22 protein-coding genes are annotated in these 15,400 nt (G+C 40.3%); 19 read left to right on the top strand and 3 right to left on the bottom strand.

From position 1 onward, the window contains the following. The first annotated feature begins 155 nt into the window (after positions 1–155). Positions 156–788 (top strand): DJ-1/PfpI family protein, encoded by a 633-nt coding sequence (locus O3636_RS05490; RefSeq protein WP_061759563.1) that lies wholly within the window; start codon positions 156–158, stop codon positions 786–788. A gap of 271 nt (positions 789–1,059) precedes the next feature. Further along, positions 1,060–2,196 carry a molecular chaperone DnaJ gene (gene dnaJ, locus O3636_RS05485; RefSeq protein WP_261012919.1) on the top strand — a complete coding sequence of 379 codons (1,137 nt, stop codon included), beginning with the start codon at positions 1,060–1,062 and terminating at the stop codon, positions 2,194–2,196. 25 nt (positions 2,197–2,221) lie between these two features. On the opposite strand, the gene O3636_RS05480 is transcribed toward dnaJ, so the two are convergent. Beyond that, complete coding sequence (locus O3636_RS05480) at positions 2,222–2,509, bottom strand: hypothetical protein (protein WP_371642100.1); 288 nt, start codon at positions 2,507–2,509, stop codon at positions 2,222–2,224. 9 nt (positions 2,510–2,518) lie between these two features. Then, complete coding sequence (locus O3636_RS05475) at positions 2,519–2,929, bottom strand: HIT family protein (protein WP_261140710.1); 411 nt, start codon at positions 2,927–2,929, stop codon at positions 2,519–2,521. Positions 2,930–2,996: 67 nt separating this feature from the next. Here O3636_RS05475 and O3636_RS05470 point away from each other — a divergent pair, with 67 nt between their 5' ends. Together O3636_RS05470 and O3636_RS05465 are read left to right on the top strand one after the other, a co-directional pair. Continuing rightward, positions 2,997–3,728, top strand: coding sequence for an ABC transporter ATP-binding protein (locus O3636_RS05470; RefSeq protein ID WP_371642098.1), 732 nt, complete (start codon positions 2,997–2,999; stop codon positions 3,726–3,728). Further along, positions 3,725–4,774, top strand: a complete 1,050-nt coding sequence (locus O3636_RS05465) for an ABC transporter permease (protein ID WP_371642096.1) — start codon at positions 3,725–3,727, stop codon at positions 4,772–4,774. The genes O3636_RS05470 and O3636_RS05465 overlap by 4 nt, the downstream gene beginning before the upstream one ends. 62 nt (positions 4,775–4,836) lie before the next feature. On the opposite strand, the gene O3636_RS05460 is transcribed toward O3636_RS05465, so the two are convergent. Continuing rightward, the gene (locus O3636_RS05460) at positions 4,837–5,166 is read right to left on the bottom strand and encodes a helicase BlpT (RefSeq protein ID WP_153192860.1); all 330 of its coding nucleotides are present in this window, start codon (positions 5,164–5,166) and stop codon (positions 4,837–4,839) included. A gap of 295 nt (positions 5,167–5,461) precedes the next feature. Here O3636_RS05460 and O3636_RS05455 point away from each other — a divergent pair, with 295 nt between their 5' ends. From O3636_RS05455 to O3636_RS05385, 15 genes are all read left to right on the top strand, one after another. Further along, a complete protein-coding gene (locus tag O3636_RS05455; protein WP_261074724.1) occupies positions 5,462–6,199 on the top strand; it encodes a LytTR family DNA-binding domain-containing protein in 738 nt (245 codons plus the stop codon). A 13-nt stretch (positions 6,200–6,212) separates the two neighbouring features. Next, the gene (locus tag O3636_RS05450; protein ID WP_371642094.1) at positions 6,213–7,562 is read left to right on the top strand and encodes a sensor histidine kinase; all 1,350 of its coding nucleotides are present in this window, start codon (positions 6,213–6,215) and stop codon (positions 7,560–7,562) included. Between the two features lie 68 nt (positions 7,563–7,630). Beyond that, a complete protein-coding gene (locus tag O3636_RS05445) occupies positions 7,631–7,987 on the top strand; it encodes a hypothetical protein (protein WP_001036312.1) in 357 nt (118 codons plus the stop codon). Between the two features lie 205 nt (positions 7,988–8,192). Then, entirely contained in the window at positions 8,193–8,396 is a 204-nt protein-coding gene (locus tag O3636_RS05440; protein WP_001171824.1) for a hypothetical protein, read from the top strand. Positions 8,397–8,848: 452 nt separating this feature from the next. Beyond that, positions 8,849–9,253 (top strand): hypothetical protein, encoded by a 405-nt coding sequence (locus O3636_RS05435; RefSeq protein ID WP_000642960.1) that lies wholly within the window; start codon positions 8,849–8,851, stop codon positions 9,251–9,253. 82 nt (positions 9,254–9,335) lie between these two features. Continuing rightward, complete coding sequence (locus O3636_RS05430) at positions 9,336–9,719, top strand: hypothetical protein (protein WP_000877393.1); 384 nt, start codon at positions 9,336–9,338, stop codon at positions 9,717–9,719. A 63-nt stretch (positions 9,720–9,782) separates the two neighbouring features. Next, positions 9,783–10,472 carry a CPBP family intramembrane glutamic endopeptidase gene (locus O3636_RS05425; RefSeq protein ID WP_000716527.1) on the top strand — a complete coding sequence of 230 codons (690 nt, stop codon included), beginning with the start codon at positions 9,783–9,785 and terminating at the stop codon, positions 10,470–10,472. Positions 10,473–10,513: 41 nt separating this feature from the next. Continuing rightward, positions 10,514–10,762 (top strand): immunity protein BlpZ, encoded by a 249-nt coding sequence (gene blpZ / locus O3636_RS05420; protein ID WP_049524266.1) that lies wholly within the window; start codon positions 10,514–10,516, stop codon positions 10,760–10,762. A gap of 30 nt (positions 10,763–10,792) precedes the next feature. Beyond that, a complete protein-coding gene (locus O3636_RS05415; protein ID WP_371642091.1) occupies positions 10,793–11,404 on the top strand; it encodes a lysostaphin resistance A-like protein in 612 nt (203 codons plus the stop codon). Between the two features lie 161 nt (positions 11,405–11,565). Continuing rightward, positions 11,566–12,360 carry a cell cycle regulator CcrZ gene (ccrZ, locus tag O3636_RS05410; RefSeq protein ID WP_000362999.1) on the top strand — a complete coding sequence of 265 codons (795 nt, stop codon included), beginning with the start codon at positions 11,566–11,568 and terminating at the stop codon, positions 12,358–12,360. Next, positions 12,357–12,992: a tRNA (guanosine(46)-N7)-methyltransferase TrmB gene (gene trmB, locus O3636_RS05405; RefSeq protein ID WP_001266103.1), complete on the top strand. Its 636-nt coding sequence runs from the start codon at positions 12,357–12,359 to the stop codon at positions 12,990–12,992. The genes ccrZ and trmB overlap by 4 nt, the downstream gene beginning before the upstream one ends. A 133-nt stretch (positions 12,993–13,125) precedes the next feature. Continuing rightward, positions 13,126–13,605, top strand: coding sequence for a ribosome maturation factor RimP (rimP, locus tag O3636_RS05400; RefSeq protein ID WP_025170680.1), 480 nt, complete (start codon positions 13,126–13,128; stop codon positions 13,603–13,605). Between the two features lie 43 nt (positions 13,606–13,648). Further along, a complete protein-coding gene (gene nusA / locus O3636_RS05395; RefSeq protein ID WP_061087610.1) occupies positions 13,649–14,785 on the top strand; it encodes a transcription termination factor NusA in 1,137 nt (378 codons plus the stop codon). Positions 14,786–14,806: 21 nt separating this feature from the next. Then, positions 14,807–15,100, top strand: coding sequence for an RNase P modulator RnpM (gene rnpM, locus O3636_RS05390; RefSeq protein ID WP_000857562.1), 294 nt, complete (start codon positions 14,807–14,809; stop codon positions 15,098–15,100). Next, on the top strand, positions 15,093–15,392 hold the full coding sequence (locus O3636_RS05385; protein WP_371642089.1) for a YlxQ-related RNA-binding protein: 300 nt from the start codon (positions 15,093–15,095) through the stop codon (positions 15,390–15,392). Before rnpM ends, O3636_RS05385 begins: the two co-directional genes overlap by 8 nt. Positions 15,393–15,400: the final 8 nt, after the last annotated feature.

Below are 15,400 nucleotides of genomic sequence, written 5' to 3'. Positions count from 1 at the left end.
TTCTAGAAAGATTTATCTTTTTCACCAAGAGGTTAGGGAGTGCTCGATTTAGCATTACTAGTTTGATTTTTAAAACTCGAACGTCGTAATGATAGGAAGAAATCCAGAGGTTGCAACCCAGCCTCTGTTTTTCGATAAAATAGAGGATGTTGCGTATGAAAAAAGTACTTTGTATCATTTATCCTAATTTTTCTCTTTATGAGATAACCACTTTAACGAGTACTTTAGCTCTGTCTTTTGATATCACGATTGATTATGTAGCTTCTGAGAATTCGATGGTGGTCTCTGAGGATGGTTTGCCCTGTCAACCGACGAAAACATTGGATCAGATCCGCATAGAAGATTATTCTTGTGTGATTTTGCCAGGAATGGTAAATATAGGTTCTACTCTACAAGATGAGAAATTGATCTCGTTTTTGAGAAGTCTTAATGAGCAGGATATCCTAATTGCAGCCATTTCTTCAGCGCCTCTTTTATTGGCGAAAGCAGGCTTGTTGAACGACACGAAATTTACAGGTGGAATTTGGCAAAACTTCTTTGATTATTTTGAATTTCTTCCACGTGAGAATTTCCAACCGAAAGTTCTTGTCCAAGATAAACAAATCATTACGGCTATTGGTTTTGCACATCAAGAGTTTGCAAGAAAAGTGATTTTCGGTTTAGGGTTGGCAGAGAATACGGACAACTATTTTAAAGAACAGAACGAGTATGCTGAAGAGGATTTGATATTTACTCTATCAGATGAAGAGTTTAATCAAGTAAAGCAGAGTATAGAAAACAGCCTCTAAAGATTTACATGAAAATTATAGAAAGGAATAAGGGTGTTCAGGGAATTGAACTCACACTCTGAGCTTTCTTACTCAATATAAAAGAAAGGAATTGAACCCGACCTAAATCGAGGTTTGATTCAAAATATCAATAGAAAGGAACAAAGGTGTTCAGGGAATTGAACACGGGCTACGGACTGTGCCAAAAAGATAGTTTTTTCTAGGACGCAAGCGTCCGTCGTCAAAACTCCTAGATGGCTGTGTCCGTTTGACGCCCTTTGTATCTTGAATTATGAACAATACTGAATTTTATGATCGTCTGGGGGTGTCAAAAAACGCTTCGGCAGACGAGATCAAAAAGGCTTATCGTAAGCTTTCGAAAAAATACCACCCAGATATCAACAAGGAGTCTGGTGCTGAGGAAAAGTACAAGGAAGTTCAAGAAGCCTATGAGACTTTGAGTGACGACCAAAAACGTGCTGCCTATGACCAATACGGTGCTGCAGGAGCTAACGGTGGCTTTGGTGGTGCTGGTGGTTTCGGCGGTTTCAATGGGGCAGGTGGCTTCGGTGGTTTTGAGGACATTTTCTCAAGTTTCTTCGGCGGAGGCGGTGCTTCACGCAATCCAAATGCTCCTCGTCAGGGGGATGATCTCCAGTATCGTGTGAACTTGACCTTTGAAGAAGCCATTTTTGGAGCTGAAAAAGAAGTCAAATATAACCGTGAAGCTAGCTGTCGTACATGTAATGGCTCAGGTGCTAAACCAGGAACAAGTCCAGTCACTTGTGGACGCTGTCATGGCGCTGGTGTTATTAACGTCGATACGCAGACTCCGCTTGGTATGATGCGTCGCCAAGTAACCTGTGATGTCTGTCACGGTCGCGGAAAAGAAATCAAAGATCCATGTACAACCTGTCACGGTACTGGTCATGAAAAACAAGCTCATAGCGTACATGTGAAAATCCCTGCTGGTGTGGAAACAGGTCAACAAATTCGCCTAGCTGGTCAAGGTGAAGCAGGATTTAACGGTGGCCCTTACGGTGACTTGTATGTAGTGGTTTCTGTGGAAGCCAGCGACAAGTTTGAACGTGAAGGAACGACTATCTTCTACAATTTAAACCTCAACTTTGTTCAAGCAGCTCTTGGTGATACCGTTGATATCCCAACTGTTCATGGTGATGTTGAATTGGTTATTCCAGAGGGAACTCAGACTGGTAAGAAATTCCGTCTACGTGGCAAGGGAGCGCCAAGTCTTCGTGGTGGTGCAGTTGGTGACCAATACGTTACCGTTAATGTCGTAACGCCGACAGGCTTGAACGACCGCCAAAAAGCAGCCTTGAAAGAATTCGCAGCTGCTGGTGACTTGAAAGTAAATCCAAAGAAAAAAGGCTTCTTTGACCATATAAAAGATGCCTTTGAAGGTGAATAAAGCAAAAAGAGCTGTCGGGCTCTTTTTACTTATCTTCAGTTTCCTGCATTTCTTTTATCACAGCTAGTCTAGTCTGGATATCTTTTTCTAAGACTTTAAACTTGTAAGTCAGGTCTTCTTGGTATTCCTTGATGAGTTCTTTTTGCTGCTCGATGATTTTCAGACTGTTTTGAATAATATCCACATCGTCCTTGATAGCTTGAACGCGGTCAGTGGTATTCAAGACTTCATCTGTGATGGCTTGGCGATTTTTTGTGACCAAATAACTTCCAGCAGCAGCTCCTGCAAATAGCAGTAGATTAGATAATTTCATGGCAACTCCTTAGGCGTTTTTGATAGTTTCAGCGACTTGAGCGAGTTTGTCAAAGTCTGGTTCGTGGGCGATAAAATCAATTTTGAGGTCATCGTCCGCACTGTAGCGAGGCACGAGGTGAACGTGGGTATGGAAGACTGTTTGCCCTGCGATTTCTTCACAGTTGGCAATGATATTCATACCAGTAGCCTTGGTAGCTTTCATGACTTTTTGAGCTACTTTTGGTACTTGGGCAAAGAGTTGGCTGGCGCTAGTAGCATCCATTTCCAAAAGATTGCGATAGTGTTCTTTTGGCACGACTAAGGTGTGTCCTGGTGTCACTTGAGAGATATCAAGAAAGGCAAGAACCTGCTCATCTTCATATACTTTTGAAGCAGGAATTTCCCCTGCAATGATTTTACAAAAAATGCAATCTGACATAAAATCTACCTCTACTGTATTGAATTTTGATATAATATAGCTACATTATACCAGATTTGGAGAAAATATGTTAGAAATTAAAAACCTGACAGGTGGCTATGTCCATGTCCCTGTCTTGAAAGATGTGTCCTTTACCGTTGAAAGTGGGCAACTGGTGGGTCTGATTGGTCTCAATGGTGCTGGGAAATCAACGACCATCAATGAAATTATCGGTCTGTTGACACCTTATAGCGGTTCCATCAATATCAATGGTCTGACCCTGCAAGAAGATGCAACGAGCTACCGCAAGCAAATTGGCTACATTCCTGAGACGCCTAGTCTGTATGAGGAATTGACTCTCAGAGAGCATATCGAAACGGTTGCCATGGCTTATGGTATTGAGCAGAAAGTGGCTTTTGATCGAGTAGAGCCCTTGTTAAAAATGTTCCGTTTGGACCAGAAATTAGACTGGTTTCCTGTTCATTTTTCAAAAGGGATGAAGCAGAAGGTCATGATTATCTGTGCTTTTGTGGTGGATCCGAGTCTTTTTATCGTGGATGAGCCTTTCCTTGGTCTTGATCCGCTGGCTATTGCAGACTTGATTCAGCTTTTGGAAGTGGAAAAGCAAAAAGGCAAGTCTATTCTCATGAGTACCCACGTGCTGGATTCGGCGGAGAAGATGTGTGATGCCTTTGTCATTCTTCACAAGGGAGAGGTGCGTGCTAAGGGAAATCTAACTCAACTGCGCGAAGCTTTTGATATGCCTGAGGCTAGTTTGAATGATATTTACTTGGCTCTGACCAAAGAGGAGGACCTATGAAAGACTTGTTTTTAAAGAGAAAGCAGGCTTTTCGTAAGGAGTGTCTTGGCTATTTGCGCTATGTTCTCAATGACCACTTTGTCTTGTTCCTGCTTGTCTTGCTGGGCTTTCTAGCCTACCAGTACAGCCAACTCTTGCAACATTTTCCTGAAAATCATTGGCCTATCCTTTTGTTTGTAGGGATTACCTCTATTTTACTTTTGCTTTGGGGTGGAATTGCCACCTATATGGAGGCTCCAGACAAGCTCTTTCTCTTAGTTGGAGAAGAGAAAATCAAGCTACATCTCAAGCGTCAAACTGGCATTTCCCTATTCTTTTGGCTCTTTGTCCAGACCCTTTTCTTGCTTTTATTTGCGCCCTTATTTTTAGCCATGGGTTATGGCTTGCCAGTTTTTCTACTTTATGTGCTTTTATTGGGAATAGGTAAATATTTCCTCTTTCGTCAAAAGGCCAGAAAATTTTTCACTGAAACTGGACTGGACTGGGACTTTGTCATTTCCCAAGAAAGTAAGCGCAAGCAAGTCTTGCTTCGTTTCTTTGCCCTCTTTACCCAGGTAAAGGGAATTTCAAACAGCGTCAAGCGTCGTGCCTATCTGGACTTTATCCTAAAGGTTGTTCAGAAGGTGCCTGGAAAGATTTGGCAAAATCTCTATCTGCGTTCTTATCTGCGAAATGGAGACCTCTTTGCGCTCAGTCTTCGTCTGCTCCTACTTTCCTTGCTGGCGCAGGTCTTTATCGAGCAAGCTTGGATTGCGATAGCAGTGGTAGTTCTCTTTAACTATCTCTTGCTCTTCCAGTTGCTGGCTCTCTATCACGCCTTTGACTACCAGTATTTGACCCAACTCTTTCCGCTGGATAAGGGGCAAAAGGAAAAAGGCTTACAGGCTGTAGTCCGAGGATTGACCAGTTTTGTTTTACTTGTGGAATCAATTGTCGGCCTTGTGACCTTCCAAGAAAAACTTGCCCTTCTAGCCTTGCTGGGTGCTGGTTTGGTTTTACTAGTCTTGTACCTACCTTATCAGGTCAAACGTCAGATGCAGGACTAAAACGTACTTATACGATACTAAAAAAGAAGTTGAGTTCAGTTTGTCTCAACTTCTTTTGTTTTCTACAAGATAATGGTTGGTCCATAGAGACTTAACTTGGTCTTGACTTGATCAAAGTGGAAACGGTCATAGGCCCGCCAAGCGGCGCGAGTTGGAGCATCAGGATTGAGGGCGCTGAGTCCCATGAGAAGACTGGAAGTCTGGTAAAATTTTTCCAGCTCAATCAAGACTCGATTATCCACTGTTTCAGCCTTGGCTAGAAAACCAAGAATAGAGTTTAGTTGCTCCTGAAAGCGGACGTCGTCAGCGCTTGCCTGTTTGCATGCTTGGTAGGCTTTGTTTAAGTCAGTAATCAAAGTCTGAGCTCTTTTGATGGGGTCTGTATCTGTCATGAGAATTCCTCCTCTAATCTGGGTGCTAGTCTTGTTTCTAGCAACTGTGTTTTGATACTGTCAGTCTATCATTTTTAGAGTTTTTTTCAGCCTCAAATCTTTAATTGTCCTTGAAATTTCCTGAATGGTACTGTTAAGATTTTATGATAAAATAGTGGTAAGATTATCATGCTTATTTGAGGAACAAGCTACCCTTCAGGAGCATTAAAGGCCTGTTTAGGATTTGGTTGGCTTGTAGCATAGTATTTTTGCTATTCTCTTTTTAGGAAGAAATCGAAACAAGGAGAGTAAGAAGATGAGAATATTTGTTTTAGAAGATGATTTTTCCCAACAGACTAGGATTGAAACGACGATTGAGAAACTCTTGAAAGAACATCATATCACTCCCAGTTCTTTTGAGGTCTTTGGTAAGCCAGACCAGCTGCTGGCAGAGGTGCATGAGAAGGGGGTGCATCAGCTATTCTTTTTGGATATTGAGATTCGAAATGAGGAGATGAGGGGTCTGGAAGTGGCTAGAAAGATTCGGGATCGAGACCCCTATGCTCTCATCGTCTTTGTGACGACTCACTCGGAGTTTATGCCCTTGTCCTTTCGCTACCAAGTGTCAGCTTTGGACTACATTGATAAGGCCTTGTCGGCAGAGGAGTTTGAATCTCGGATCGAGACAGCCCTCCTCTATGCCAATAGTCAAGATAGTAAGAGTCTGGCGGAAGATTGCTTTTACTTTAAATCAAAATTTGCCCAATTCCAGTATCCTTTTAAAGAGGTCTACTATCTCGAAACATCGCCCAGAGCCCATCGTGTTATTCTCTATACTAAGACGGACAGGCTGGAATTTACAGCGAGTTTAGAGGAGGTTTTCAAGCAGGAACCTCGTCTCTTGCAGTGCCACCGCTCTTTTCTCATCAATCCTGCCAATGTGGTTCGTTTGGATAAGAAAGAAAAACTTCTTTACTTTCCCAATGGTGGAAGCTGTATGATAGCGCGTTATAAGGTCAGGGAAGTGTCTGAAGCTATCAATAACTTACACTAAGTGAGGTGCTGGAATGGAATTAGTTTGGAAGATAGTATATGTGTTTTTGATATCTGGATTGGAATTGTTTATATTTTTTAAGGTGGATGGAATTGTTCTAACTCTGGAGAGAGTTTTTAAGTCCTTTCTTTTTAAGCTACTTTTAGCAGTTGTTTTTGTAACGATTAGCTATATAGTAGGAAATACTTACCTATCTTATTTTATGGAACCCTTGTACGGCATTGGTTTATCTTTCTTATTGTTAAGAGGGCTTCCTAAAAAACTACTCTTCTTTTATGGTCTCTTTCCAATGATGTTGGTGAATCTTTTTTTCAGGGTAGTCTCCTATTTTGTGCTTCCATTTTTGGGGCAAGAGCATGTGTATGATGACCGCTCTTTTATTTGGTTATGTATAAAAATTTTCATTTGCTTTATTTCTCTAGCCTTTTTGAAATGGTTAGACTATGATTTTACTAGTTTGAGGAGGGAGATTCTCGATAAAGGTTTTCAACAGTCCCTGACTAAGATTAACTGGATAATGGGGGCTTACTATCTAGTGATGCAAAGTCTGTCTTATTTTGAAAATGTACAAGGTATTCAATCAACGACTGTTCGCCATCTGATTCTAGTGTTTTACCTACTCTTTTTTATGGGGGTTATCAAGAAGCTGGATACCTATTTGAAGTACAAACTCCATGAGAGACTGGACCAAGAGCAGGCCTTGCGCTACAGAGATATGGAACGCTATAGTCGGCATATAGAGGAACTTTACAAGGAAGTCCGGAGTTTTCGCCATGACTACACCAACCTCTTGACCAGTTTACGTCTGGGCATTGAAGAGGAGGATATGGAGCAGATAAAAGAGGTCTACGACTCGGTCTTAAAGGATTCTAGTCAGAAATTGCAGGACAACAAATATGACCTTGGCAGATTGGTAAATATTCGGGACCGTGCCCTCAAAAGTCTTCTAGCAGGGAAATTTCTAAAAGCTAGAGATAAGAAGATTGTCTTTAATGTCGAAGTTCCTGAGGAGATTCAGGTCGAGGGGATGAGTCTACTTGATTTTCTAACCATTGTGTCCATCCTTTGTGACAATGCTATTGAAGCCAGTGCAGAGGCCAGTCAACCTCATGTTTCAATCGCCTTTTTAAAAAATGGAGCACAGGAGACCTTTATCATTGAAAATTCCATCAAAGAAGAGGGCATAGATATTTCTGAGATTTTCTCCTTTGGAGCCAGTTCTAAAGGGGAAGAGAGAGGAGTTGGTCTCTATACTGTTATGAAAATTGTGGAAAGCCATCCTAATACCAGTCTAAATACCACCTGTCAAAATCAAGTCTTTCGTCAGGTTTTAACAGTTCACTCGATGTCAGTTGATGATTAGAAGATCTGTGGAAAGAAGTACCGCCTGTAGTCATCAATTAAAATGCCATAGTATATGAGGTACCCTATATGAATAAGAAATCCTTTTTTATCATCTGTTCTACGTTGATTATAGCATCGAATCTTCTCATGATTTCCGTGGTGAATAAGGGAGAAGGAACAGGGAGCAACCTGTTTGTGATTGCTATAGCCTGTGTTATGTTACCAGTCTTTTTATATGCAGTTGAAAACCAACTGACTTCATTGATAAGAGTAGAATCAATACTCCTGATTCAGTTGGCAGTTATATCTCTACTCCGTCTTGTCAACAGAATAGGGAGTACGCCTGAAATTCTCAACATTATCATTACCCTTATCGCTTTGGCAAGTGGAACAGCTGCTATCCTTGTTGCGATCATGAGAATATATGAGAACATACGGAAGTGAGGGTGAGTAGTTTTCTATTTTGTATTTTCACATTGTCAAGTTCCCCAGGGCAAGTATGTTTTTCATGCTTGCTTTTTTTATTTTTAACAATTCAAGATGTTTTGATGACCGTTTGTGATTTGGATGGAAAATTTTAAAAAATAGTAGTATACTAGCCTTATTAAGGTTGTAATAGGACGAAAGTAAAAAGAGGTATTCCTCGTGAATGCAAAAACAACGTTACAATTGGCTATTATGGTTGCTTAAAGGCTTGAGCTTGTATGTAGAGGAGCTGTACTTGGAGGTAATTATGGATTTCAAAAGTTTTCTTATTGTTTTTGTTGTTGGTATGTTTGTTTCTTTTATTACTTCTTTAATTAGGGAAAAATTTTTAAAATCTCCAAAGAAGAATAAAGATAGATCTAATTAGATAAAGAGATTTTTTATCGCTAGTTTAATCTACAGGGGAGTTTCTTTAATATTGTTTCGCCTGTTAAAATGATATGTGATAGCAGGATAAAAAATCTACAAATTAAGTTGGTATCAATATGGTGTAAATGGCAAGTATGTTTTCCATGCTTGCTTTTTTAATTTTTTACAATTCAAGATGTTTTGATGACCATTTATGATGTGAGTGTTCCAAGGATAAAATGAGTGCTATACTAGCAGTGTAAAGGTTGTAGCTAAACTAAGATAAAGCATACATTTAGGAGGAAATTTTATGAAGAAAAAAATACTGATTATTTTCGTTCTATATCTGATCATGTCTACCCTTCTTTATCCGCTTAGGGAGAGTATTTGGTATCATCTATTTTATACCATAGCCTATATGATTGCGGTTGTGATCTATTTTGCTTTAACTAAAAAGAAAGGAGCAAAGAAATGAAAGCTTTTCTTGCTAAAAAACGGAACATCTTCCTTACGAGATTGTTCCTAGGTCAGTTGCCCTTGCTTGTCTCTACTTATCTATTTCTATCTCGTCAGTTTTTAAATTTTTCATTGGTTTTCCAATTTCTTTTAGTGGTTATTAACTTGGCCTCTATTTTGGTTACTGTTTACCTCACTAGGGAGATGAGGATAAGAGAGTTTGAAGATGATGATTTGGTTAGTCCTAGAACCAATCAACTTATGTATATCGGTTTGACAGGTTTTATGTCTATCATTTGTTTGTATAGAGGTATCACAGCAGGAGAATCTTACCAACAACTAATTGCCTATATTGGCGCTATTCTCTGCTTGCTTATCATGCTTTTGCTCATTTGGGGCTTGAAGTATTATAAAAAGTAGCTTGCCTTCTTCTTCTGACAGAATCTTTGATTAGAAGGCTCTATTAAACTGTCCGTGAAATAAGTGAATGGAGGTATTTAAAATGAAATATAGATTATTTCTTGTTATTTTCTTGAGTAGTGTGTTGAATATTCTTTTAGGGACATTTTTACAAATCTCTAATGTATCGATTGGGTGGCTTGTTCTCTACAGTGGATTATTTGAAGCAGGCATTTTCCTTCTTGCTAATAAAGGGGTGGCGGTAAAAATCAAGGAAGTAGACATTCGAAACCGCTTTAAATTTATTTTTGGAAAAACCTTATGGTTTCAAATTCTTTTGCTCATCTTTTTGATGGTCAAACTTTATCTTGGTTTGGATGCGAGGTTGATTTTATTCTATGGACATATTTTCATTGTCTTTAATGCCTTAATGTATCTATTATCTAGTAGTCAGGTTAGCCTTAAAAAGAACAAGCTGTCTTCTTAATCTTGCAGTAATAGAGCCTGACAAGGCGAGCCATCCTGTCTTGTAGATAGTAGGAGGAATTCTATGAAAAAACACCCTATTCTTTTCAAAACGAGTGCAATTCTTTCTTATTTGTTTCTGTTTTTCGGACTGTCTTGGACGACCCAATTTTGGAGCAATTATTGGGAGTTCTCGTCTTGGGTAGGAAATATTATCTGGATTCGAAACATCATCAGCCTTCTCTTTATCTGCTTGATGATTTGGATTTTGGTTAGGTCGGGCCATGCTTATCTCTTTCGTATCCCTAGAAAAAAGTGGTTGAGCTATTCCGTCCTGACGGTGTTAGCAGCTGTTGTGCTTATCTGTTTTAACTATCTGACAGCTAAACACGTTCAGGGGACGAACGAAGGTTGGAATTTGTTTATTGCCTATAGTGAGACCAATTTTGCGGAGTTTGGTGTTTACCTAACCTTAATCGTACTAGGACCTCTGATGGAAGAATTGGTGTGTAGAGGACTGCTTCAACATGCCTTCTTTAAGAATTCGAGGTGGGGGCTGGATCTTCTCTTTCCGTCATTCTTATTTGCCTTGCCCCACTTTTCTAGCTTGCCAAGTTTCGCAGATATTCTTGTCTATACGGCAGTGGGCTGTCTATTTGCCTGTCTAACACGTTATACGAAGAGTATCTATCCTTCTTATTCGATTCATATTGTTAATAATATCATCGCAAACTTACCATTTTTGCTCACTTTTTTACATAGGGTCTTGGGGTAAAAAAACAAAAGTCTTGCTTTTCAGCCATAGAGGAGGTTACCATGTATAAACACTTATTTTTCCTAGATTCCAAAACCTTAGACTGGTTGACTCCTTATATTCTGGTCTTGGCTTCTGACACCATTGCTTTTAACGTTTTTGTGCTAACCTTTGTATCTGTGGTGGTCTTTTATTTCCTAAATCCCATGTTATCTTTAATGGCTATATTCTTAGGGGCTGGCTATGTGGTCGGGTTTTGGTTACTCAAATGGTTTGTTTTGGAAAGACTAGCACTAAAGGATGACGTGTAGAGAAGTTTGTTTCTTGAGGAGAATAATTTTATGGAGTTTTTTGATAAATTTCATGCCTTGTGCTTTGGATTTTTAGTACTACTAATCGTCATTACAGTTCCTTATACGATTAATCATGGGGATTTTTTTCAAAATGAATCTGCATTGATTATTGTAAGTCTTCTAGTAACCTCTCTGAGTGTTGCTTATGCTAGAAAGTTTGAAATGATTTCTTTTGGGATGTTAAGCAGGAAACAACTTTTACTTTTCATTGCAATCTTTCTTCTAAGTGTGCTTGAGACGCTGGTTTATATTCATTTCTTCGCTATTTCTTCTGGCGCAGGAGTTCAACACTTGGCGGAAGTCAGCAGAGGAATTTCCCTGTCTTTGATTTTGACTACCTCAGTTTTTGGACCAATCCAGGAGGAACTCATTTTCAGAGGACTTCTTCAAGGTGCGGTTTTTGACAATTCTTGGTTAGGGCTTGTGCTAACTTCCTCTCTCTTTTCTTTCATGCATGGACCTTCTAATGTCCCTTCGTTTATTTTTTATCTACTTGGGGGTTTGTTGCTGGGCTTTGCTTATAAAAAGAGCCAAAACCTATGGGTTTCTACTCTAGTCCACATGTTTTACAACAGTTGGCCACTCCTATATTATTTATAAAAATTATGAAAAGGTAAGTAGGAGATGGTGCTTGCCTTTTTCAAGTTATAATGATACCCAAGCCAATCCAGAGGCTTTTCTTTGAGAATCGGGTGTGGAGCGGTTGACGAATAGGCCAAAAACTAGTAGAATAGTAAGGAAACTTTATACGGAGGAAAGAAATGGATTTGGGTGATAATGAGCTAACACTGACTCCCATACCTGGGAAAAGTGGTAAAGCTTATATGGGTAGCTATCCTGATGGGAAGCGTATCTTTGTAAAAATGAACACCTCTCCAATCCTACCTGGTCTAGCTAGAGAACAAATTGCTCCACAATTATTATGGAGTCGCCGTTTGGCAGATGGGCGTGATATGTGTGCTCAAGAATGGTTGACAGGCAAGATATTGACCCCCTATGATATGAATCGTAAGCAAATTGTCAATATTTTAACTCGTCTACATCGCTCACGTCCTTTGATGACACAGTTGAGTCGTTTGGGCTATGCCATGGAAACACCTGTAGACTTACTACAGTCTTGGCAAGAAACGGCTCCAGATGCTTTGCGTAAAAATCATTTTATCAGTGAAGTGATGGCTGATTTACGTCAGACTATTCCAGGATTTAGAGAGGACCATGCGACCATTGTCCATGGAGATGTACGACATAGTAATTGGATTGAGACAGACAGTGGATTGATTTATTTGGTAGATTGGGATTCGGTTCGCTTGACTGACCGCATGTTTGACGTGGCTCACATGCTCTGCCATTATATTCCAGAACATCAGTGGAAGGAATGGTTGACCTACTACGGTTACAAGTACAATCAAACGGTATTAAATAAATTGTATTGGTATGGTCAATTGTCTTATTTGAGCCAGATTTCCAAGTATTATATGAACCAAGATTTAGAAAATGTCAATCGGGAGATTCATGGCTTGCGTCACTTCCGAGACAAGTATGGAAAGAGAAGATGAGAGTTAGAAATCGTAAAGGGGCGACAGAATTACTAGAGGCAAATCCCCAGTATGTGGTCCTCAATCCCTTAGAAGCAAAGGGAAAATGGCGGAACTTGTTCGGAAACGATAATCCCATTCATGTGGAAGTTGGGAGTGGAAAGGGTGCCTTTGTTTCAGGTATGGCTAAACAAAACCCTGACATCAACTATATCGGGATTGATATTCAAAAGTCTGTTTTGAGTTACGCTTTAGACAAGGTGCTTGAAGTTGGAGTGCCTAATATCAAGCTCTTGTGGGTAGATGGTTCTGATTTGACAGACTACTTTGAAGACGGTGAGATTGATCGCTTGTATCTGAACTTTTCAGATCCATGGCCTAAAAAGCGTCATGAAAAGCGTCGGTTGACCTACAAGACCTTCTTGGACACCTTCAAGCGTATCTTGCCTGAAAATGGAGAAATTCATTTCAAGACAGATAACCGTGGCTTGTTTGAGTACAGCCTAGTGAGCTTTTCTCAGTATGGCATGAAACTAAATGGTGTCTGGCTAGACTTACATGCCAGTGATTTTGAAGGCAATGTCATGACAGAATACGAGCAAAAATTCTCCAACAAGGGTCAAGTTATCTACCGAGTTGAGGCAGAATTTTAAGAAATAGCCTGAAATCAGGCTGTATAAGTGGTAAGTGCTTTTGCTTTACATAAGTTAGCAAATGTGCTATACTAAGGGTAAGAATATGAGAAAGAGAGGCGGGGAAATATCTTCGCCTCTTGCTTATGAGGAGGTGGACGCAATCGCAACAATTGTAGAATTAGTCAGAGAAGTTGTAGAACCTGTCATTCAATCACCTTTCGAACTCGTGGATATCGAGTATGGAAAGATTGGCAGTGACATGATTCTCAGTATTTTTGTAGATAAACCTGAAGGAATTACCTTGAACGACACGGCAGACTTGACAGAAATGATCAGTCCTGTCCTAGATACCATCAAGCCAGATCCCTTCCCAGAACAATATTTCCTAGAAATTACCAGTCCAGGCTTGGAACGTCCTTTGAAAACCAAGGATGCCGTCGCTGGAGCGGTTGGGAAATACATCCATGTCGGGCTCTACCAAGCCATCGATAAGCAAAAGGTCTTTGAAGGAACCTTGTTGGCCTTTGAAGAGGACGAGTTGACCATGGAATATATGGACAAGACACGTAAGAAAACTGTCCAAATTCCATACAGTTTAGTATCAAAAGCACGTTTAGCAGTTAAATTATAGAAAAAGAAAGGATAGCTTTTGAGGATTCAAAAGTGAAGAAAACATGAGTAAAGAAATGCTAGAGGCCTTCCGCATTTTGGAAGAAGACAAGGGAATCAAAAAAGAAGACATCATCGACGCAGTAGTAGAGTCGCTTCGTTCCGCTTATCGCAGACGCTATGGTCAATCAGATAGCGTAGCTATTGACTTCAACGAAAAAACAGGTGACTTTACCGTTTATACTGTCCGTGAAGTTGTTGATGAAGTATTTGATAGCCGTTTGGAAATCAGCTTGAAAGATGCTCTTGCCATCAATTCAGCCTATGAACTTGGTGATAAAATCAAGTTTGAAGAAGCACCTGCTGAGTTTGGTCGAGTAGCAGCCCAATCTGCTAAACAAACCATCATGGAAAAAATGCGCAAGCAAACACGTGCCATCACTTACAATACTTACAAAGAACATGAGCAAGAAATCATGTCTGGTACAGTAGAACGCTTTGACAACCGCTTCATTTATGTCAACCTTGGCAGCATCGAAGCCCAATTGTCAAAACAAGACCAAATTCCTGGAGAAGTTTTTGCTTCTCATGATCGTATCGAGGTCTATGTCTACAAAGTTGAAGATAACCCTCGTGGTGTGAATGTCTTTGTTAGCCGTAGCCATCCAGAAATGATCAAACGCTTGATGGAGCAAGAGATTCCAGAAGTTTATGATGGAACTGTTGAAATCATGAGCGTGGCTCGTGAAGCTGGTGACCGTACTAAGGTTGCCGTTCGTAGTCACAATCCAAACGTGGACGCTATCGGTACAATTGTTGGACGTGGTGGTGCTAATATCAAGAAAATCACTAGCAAATTCCACCCAGCTCGCTACGATGCTAAGAATGACCGCATGGTACCAATCGAAGAAAATATCGACGTTATCGAGTGGGTAGCAGATCCAGCTGAATTTATCTACAATGCCATCGCTCCTGCTGAAGTTGACCAAGTTATCTTTGATGAAAACGACAGCAAACGTGCCTTGGTGGTTGTACCAGATAACAAGCTTTCTCTTGCTATCGGTCGTCGTGGACAAAACGTTCGCTTGGCAGCTCACTTGACTGGTTACCGTATCGATATCAAGTCTGCTAGTGAATTTGAAGCCATGGAAGAAGCTGCTTCAGTAGAGTTGGAAGCAGAAAACGATACTGTAGAAGAATAAAAGCTGCTAGAGGAGGGAAAGATGAAAACGAGAAAAATCCCTTTGCGCAAGTCTGTTGTCTCTAATGAAGTGATTGATAAGCGTGATTTGCTCCGTATTGTCAAGAACAAGGAAGGACAAGTCTTTATCGATCCAACAGGCAAGGCCAACGGCCGCGGCGCTTATATCAAGCTAGACAATGCAGAGGCCCTAGAGGCGAAAAAGAAGAAGGTCTTTAACCGTAGCTTTAGCATGGAAGTGGAAGAAAGCTTTTATGACGAGTTGATCGCCTATGTGGATCACAAAGTGAAAAGAAGAGAGTTAGGACTTGAATAAGCAAAAGATAAGCAATCTCTTGGGACTTGCTCAGCGAGCAGGGCGGATTATATCGGGTGAAGAATTGGTGATCAAGGCCATTCAAGACGGCAAGGCCAAGTTGGTCTTTCTAGCCCATGATGCTGGACCCAATCTGACCAAGAAGATTCAAGATAAAAGTCATTATTATCAAGTAGAAATTGTAACCGTGTTTTCAACACTGGAATTAAGCATAGCAGTCGGGAAATCGAGAAAGGTTTTGGCTGTAACAGATGCTGGATTTACAAAGAAAATGAGGTCTCTTATGGAATAGAAGAGGAG

The organism is Streptococcus sp. 27098_8_76 (assembly GCF_041432315.1).
Lineage (GTDB): Bacteria > Bacillota > Bacilli > Lactobacillales > Streptococcaceae > Streptococcus.
This window is presented reverse-complemented; position numbering and strand designations above follow the sequence as displayed.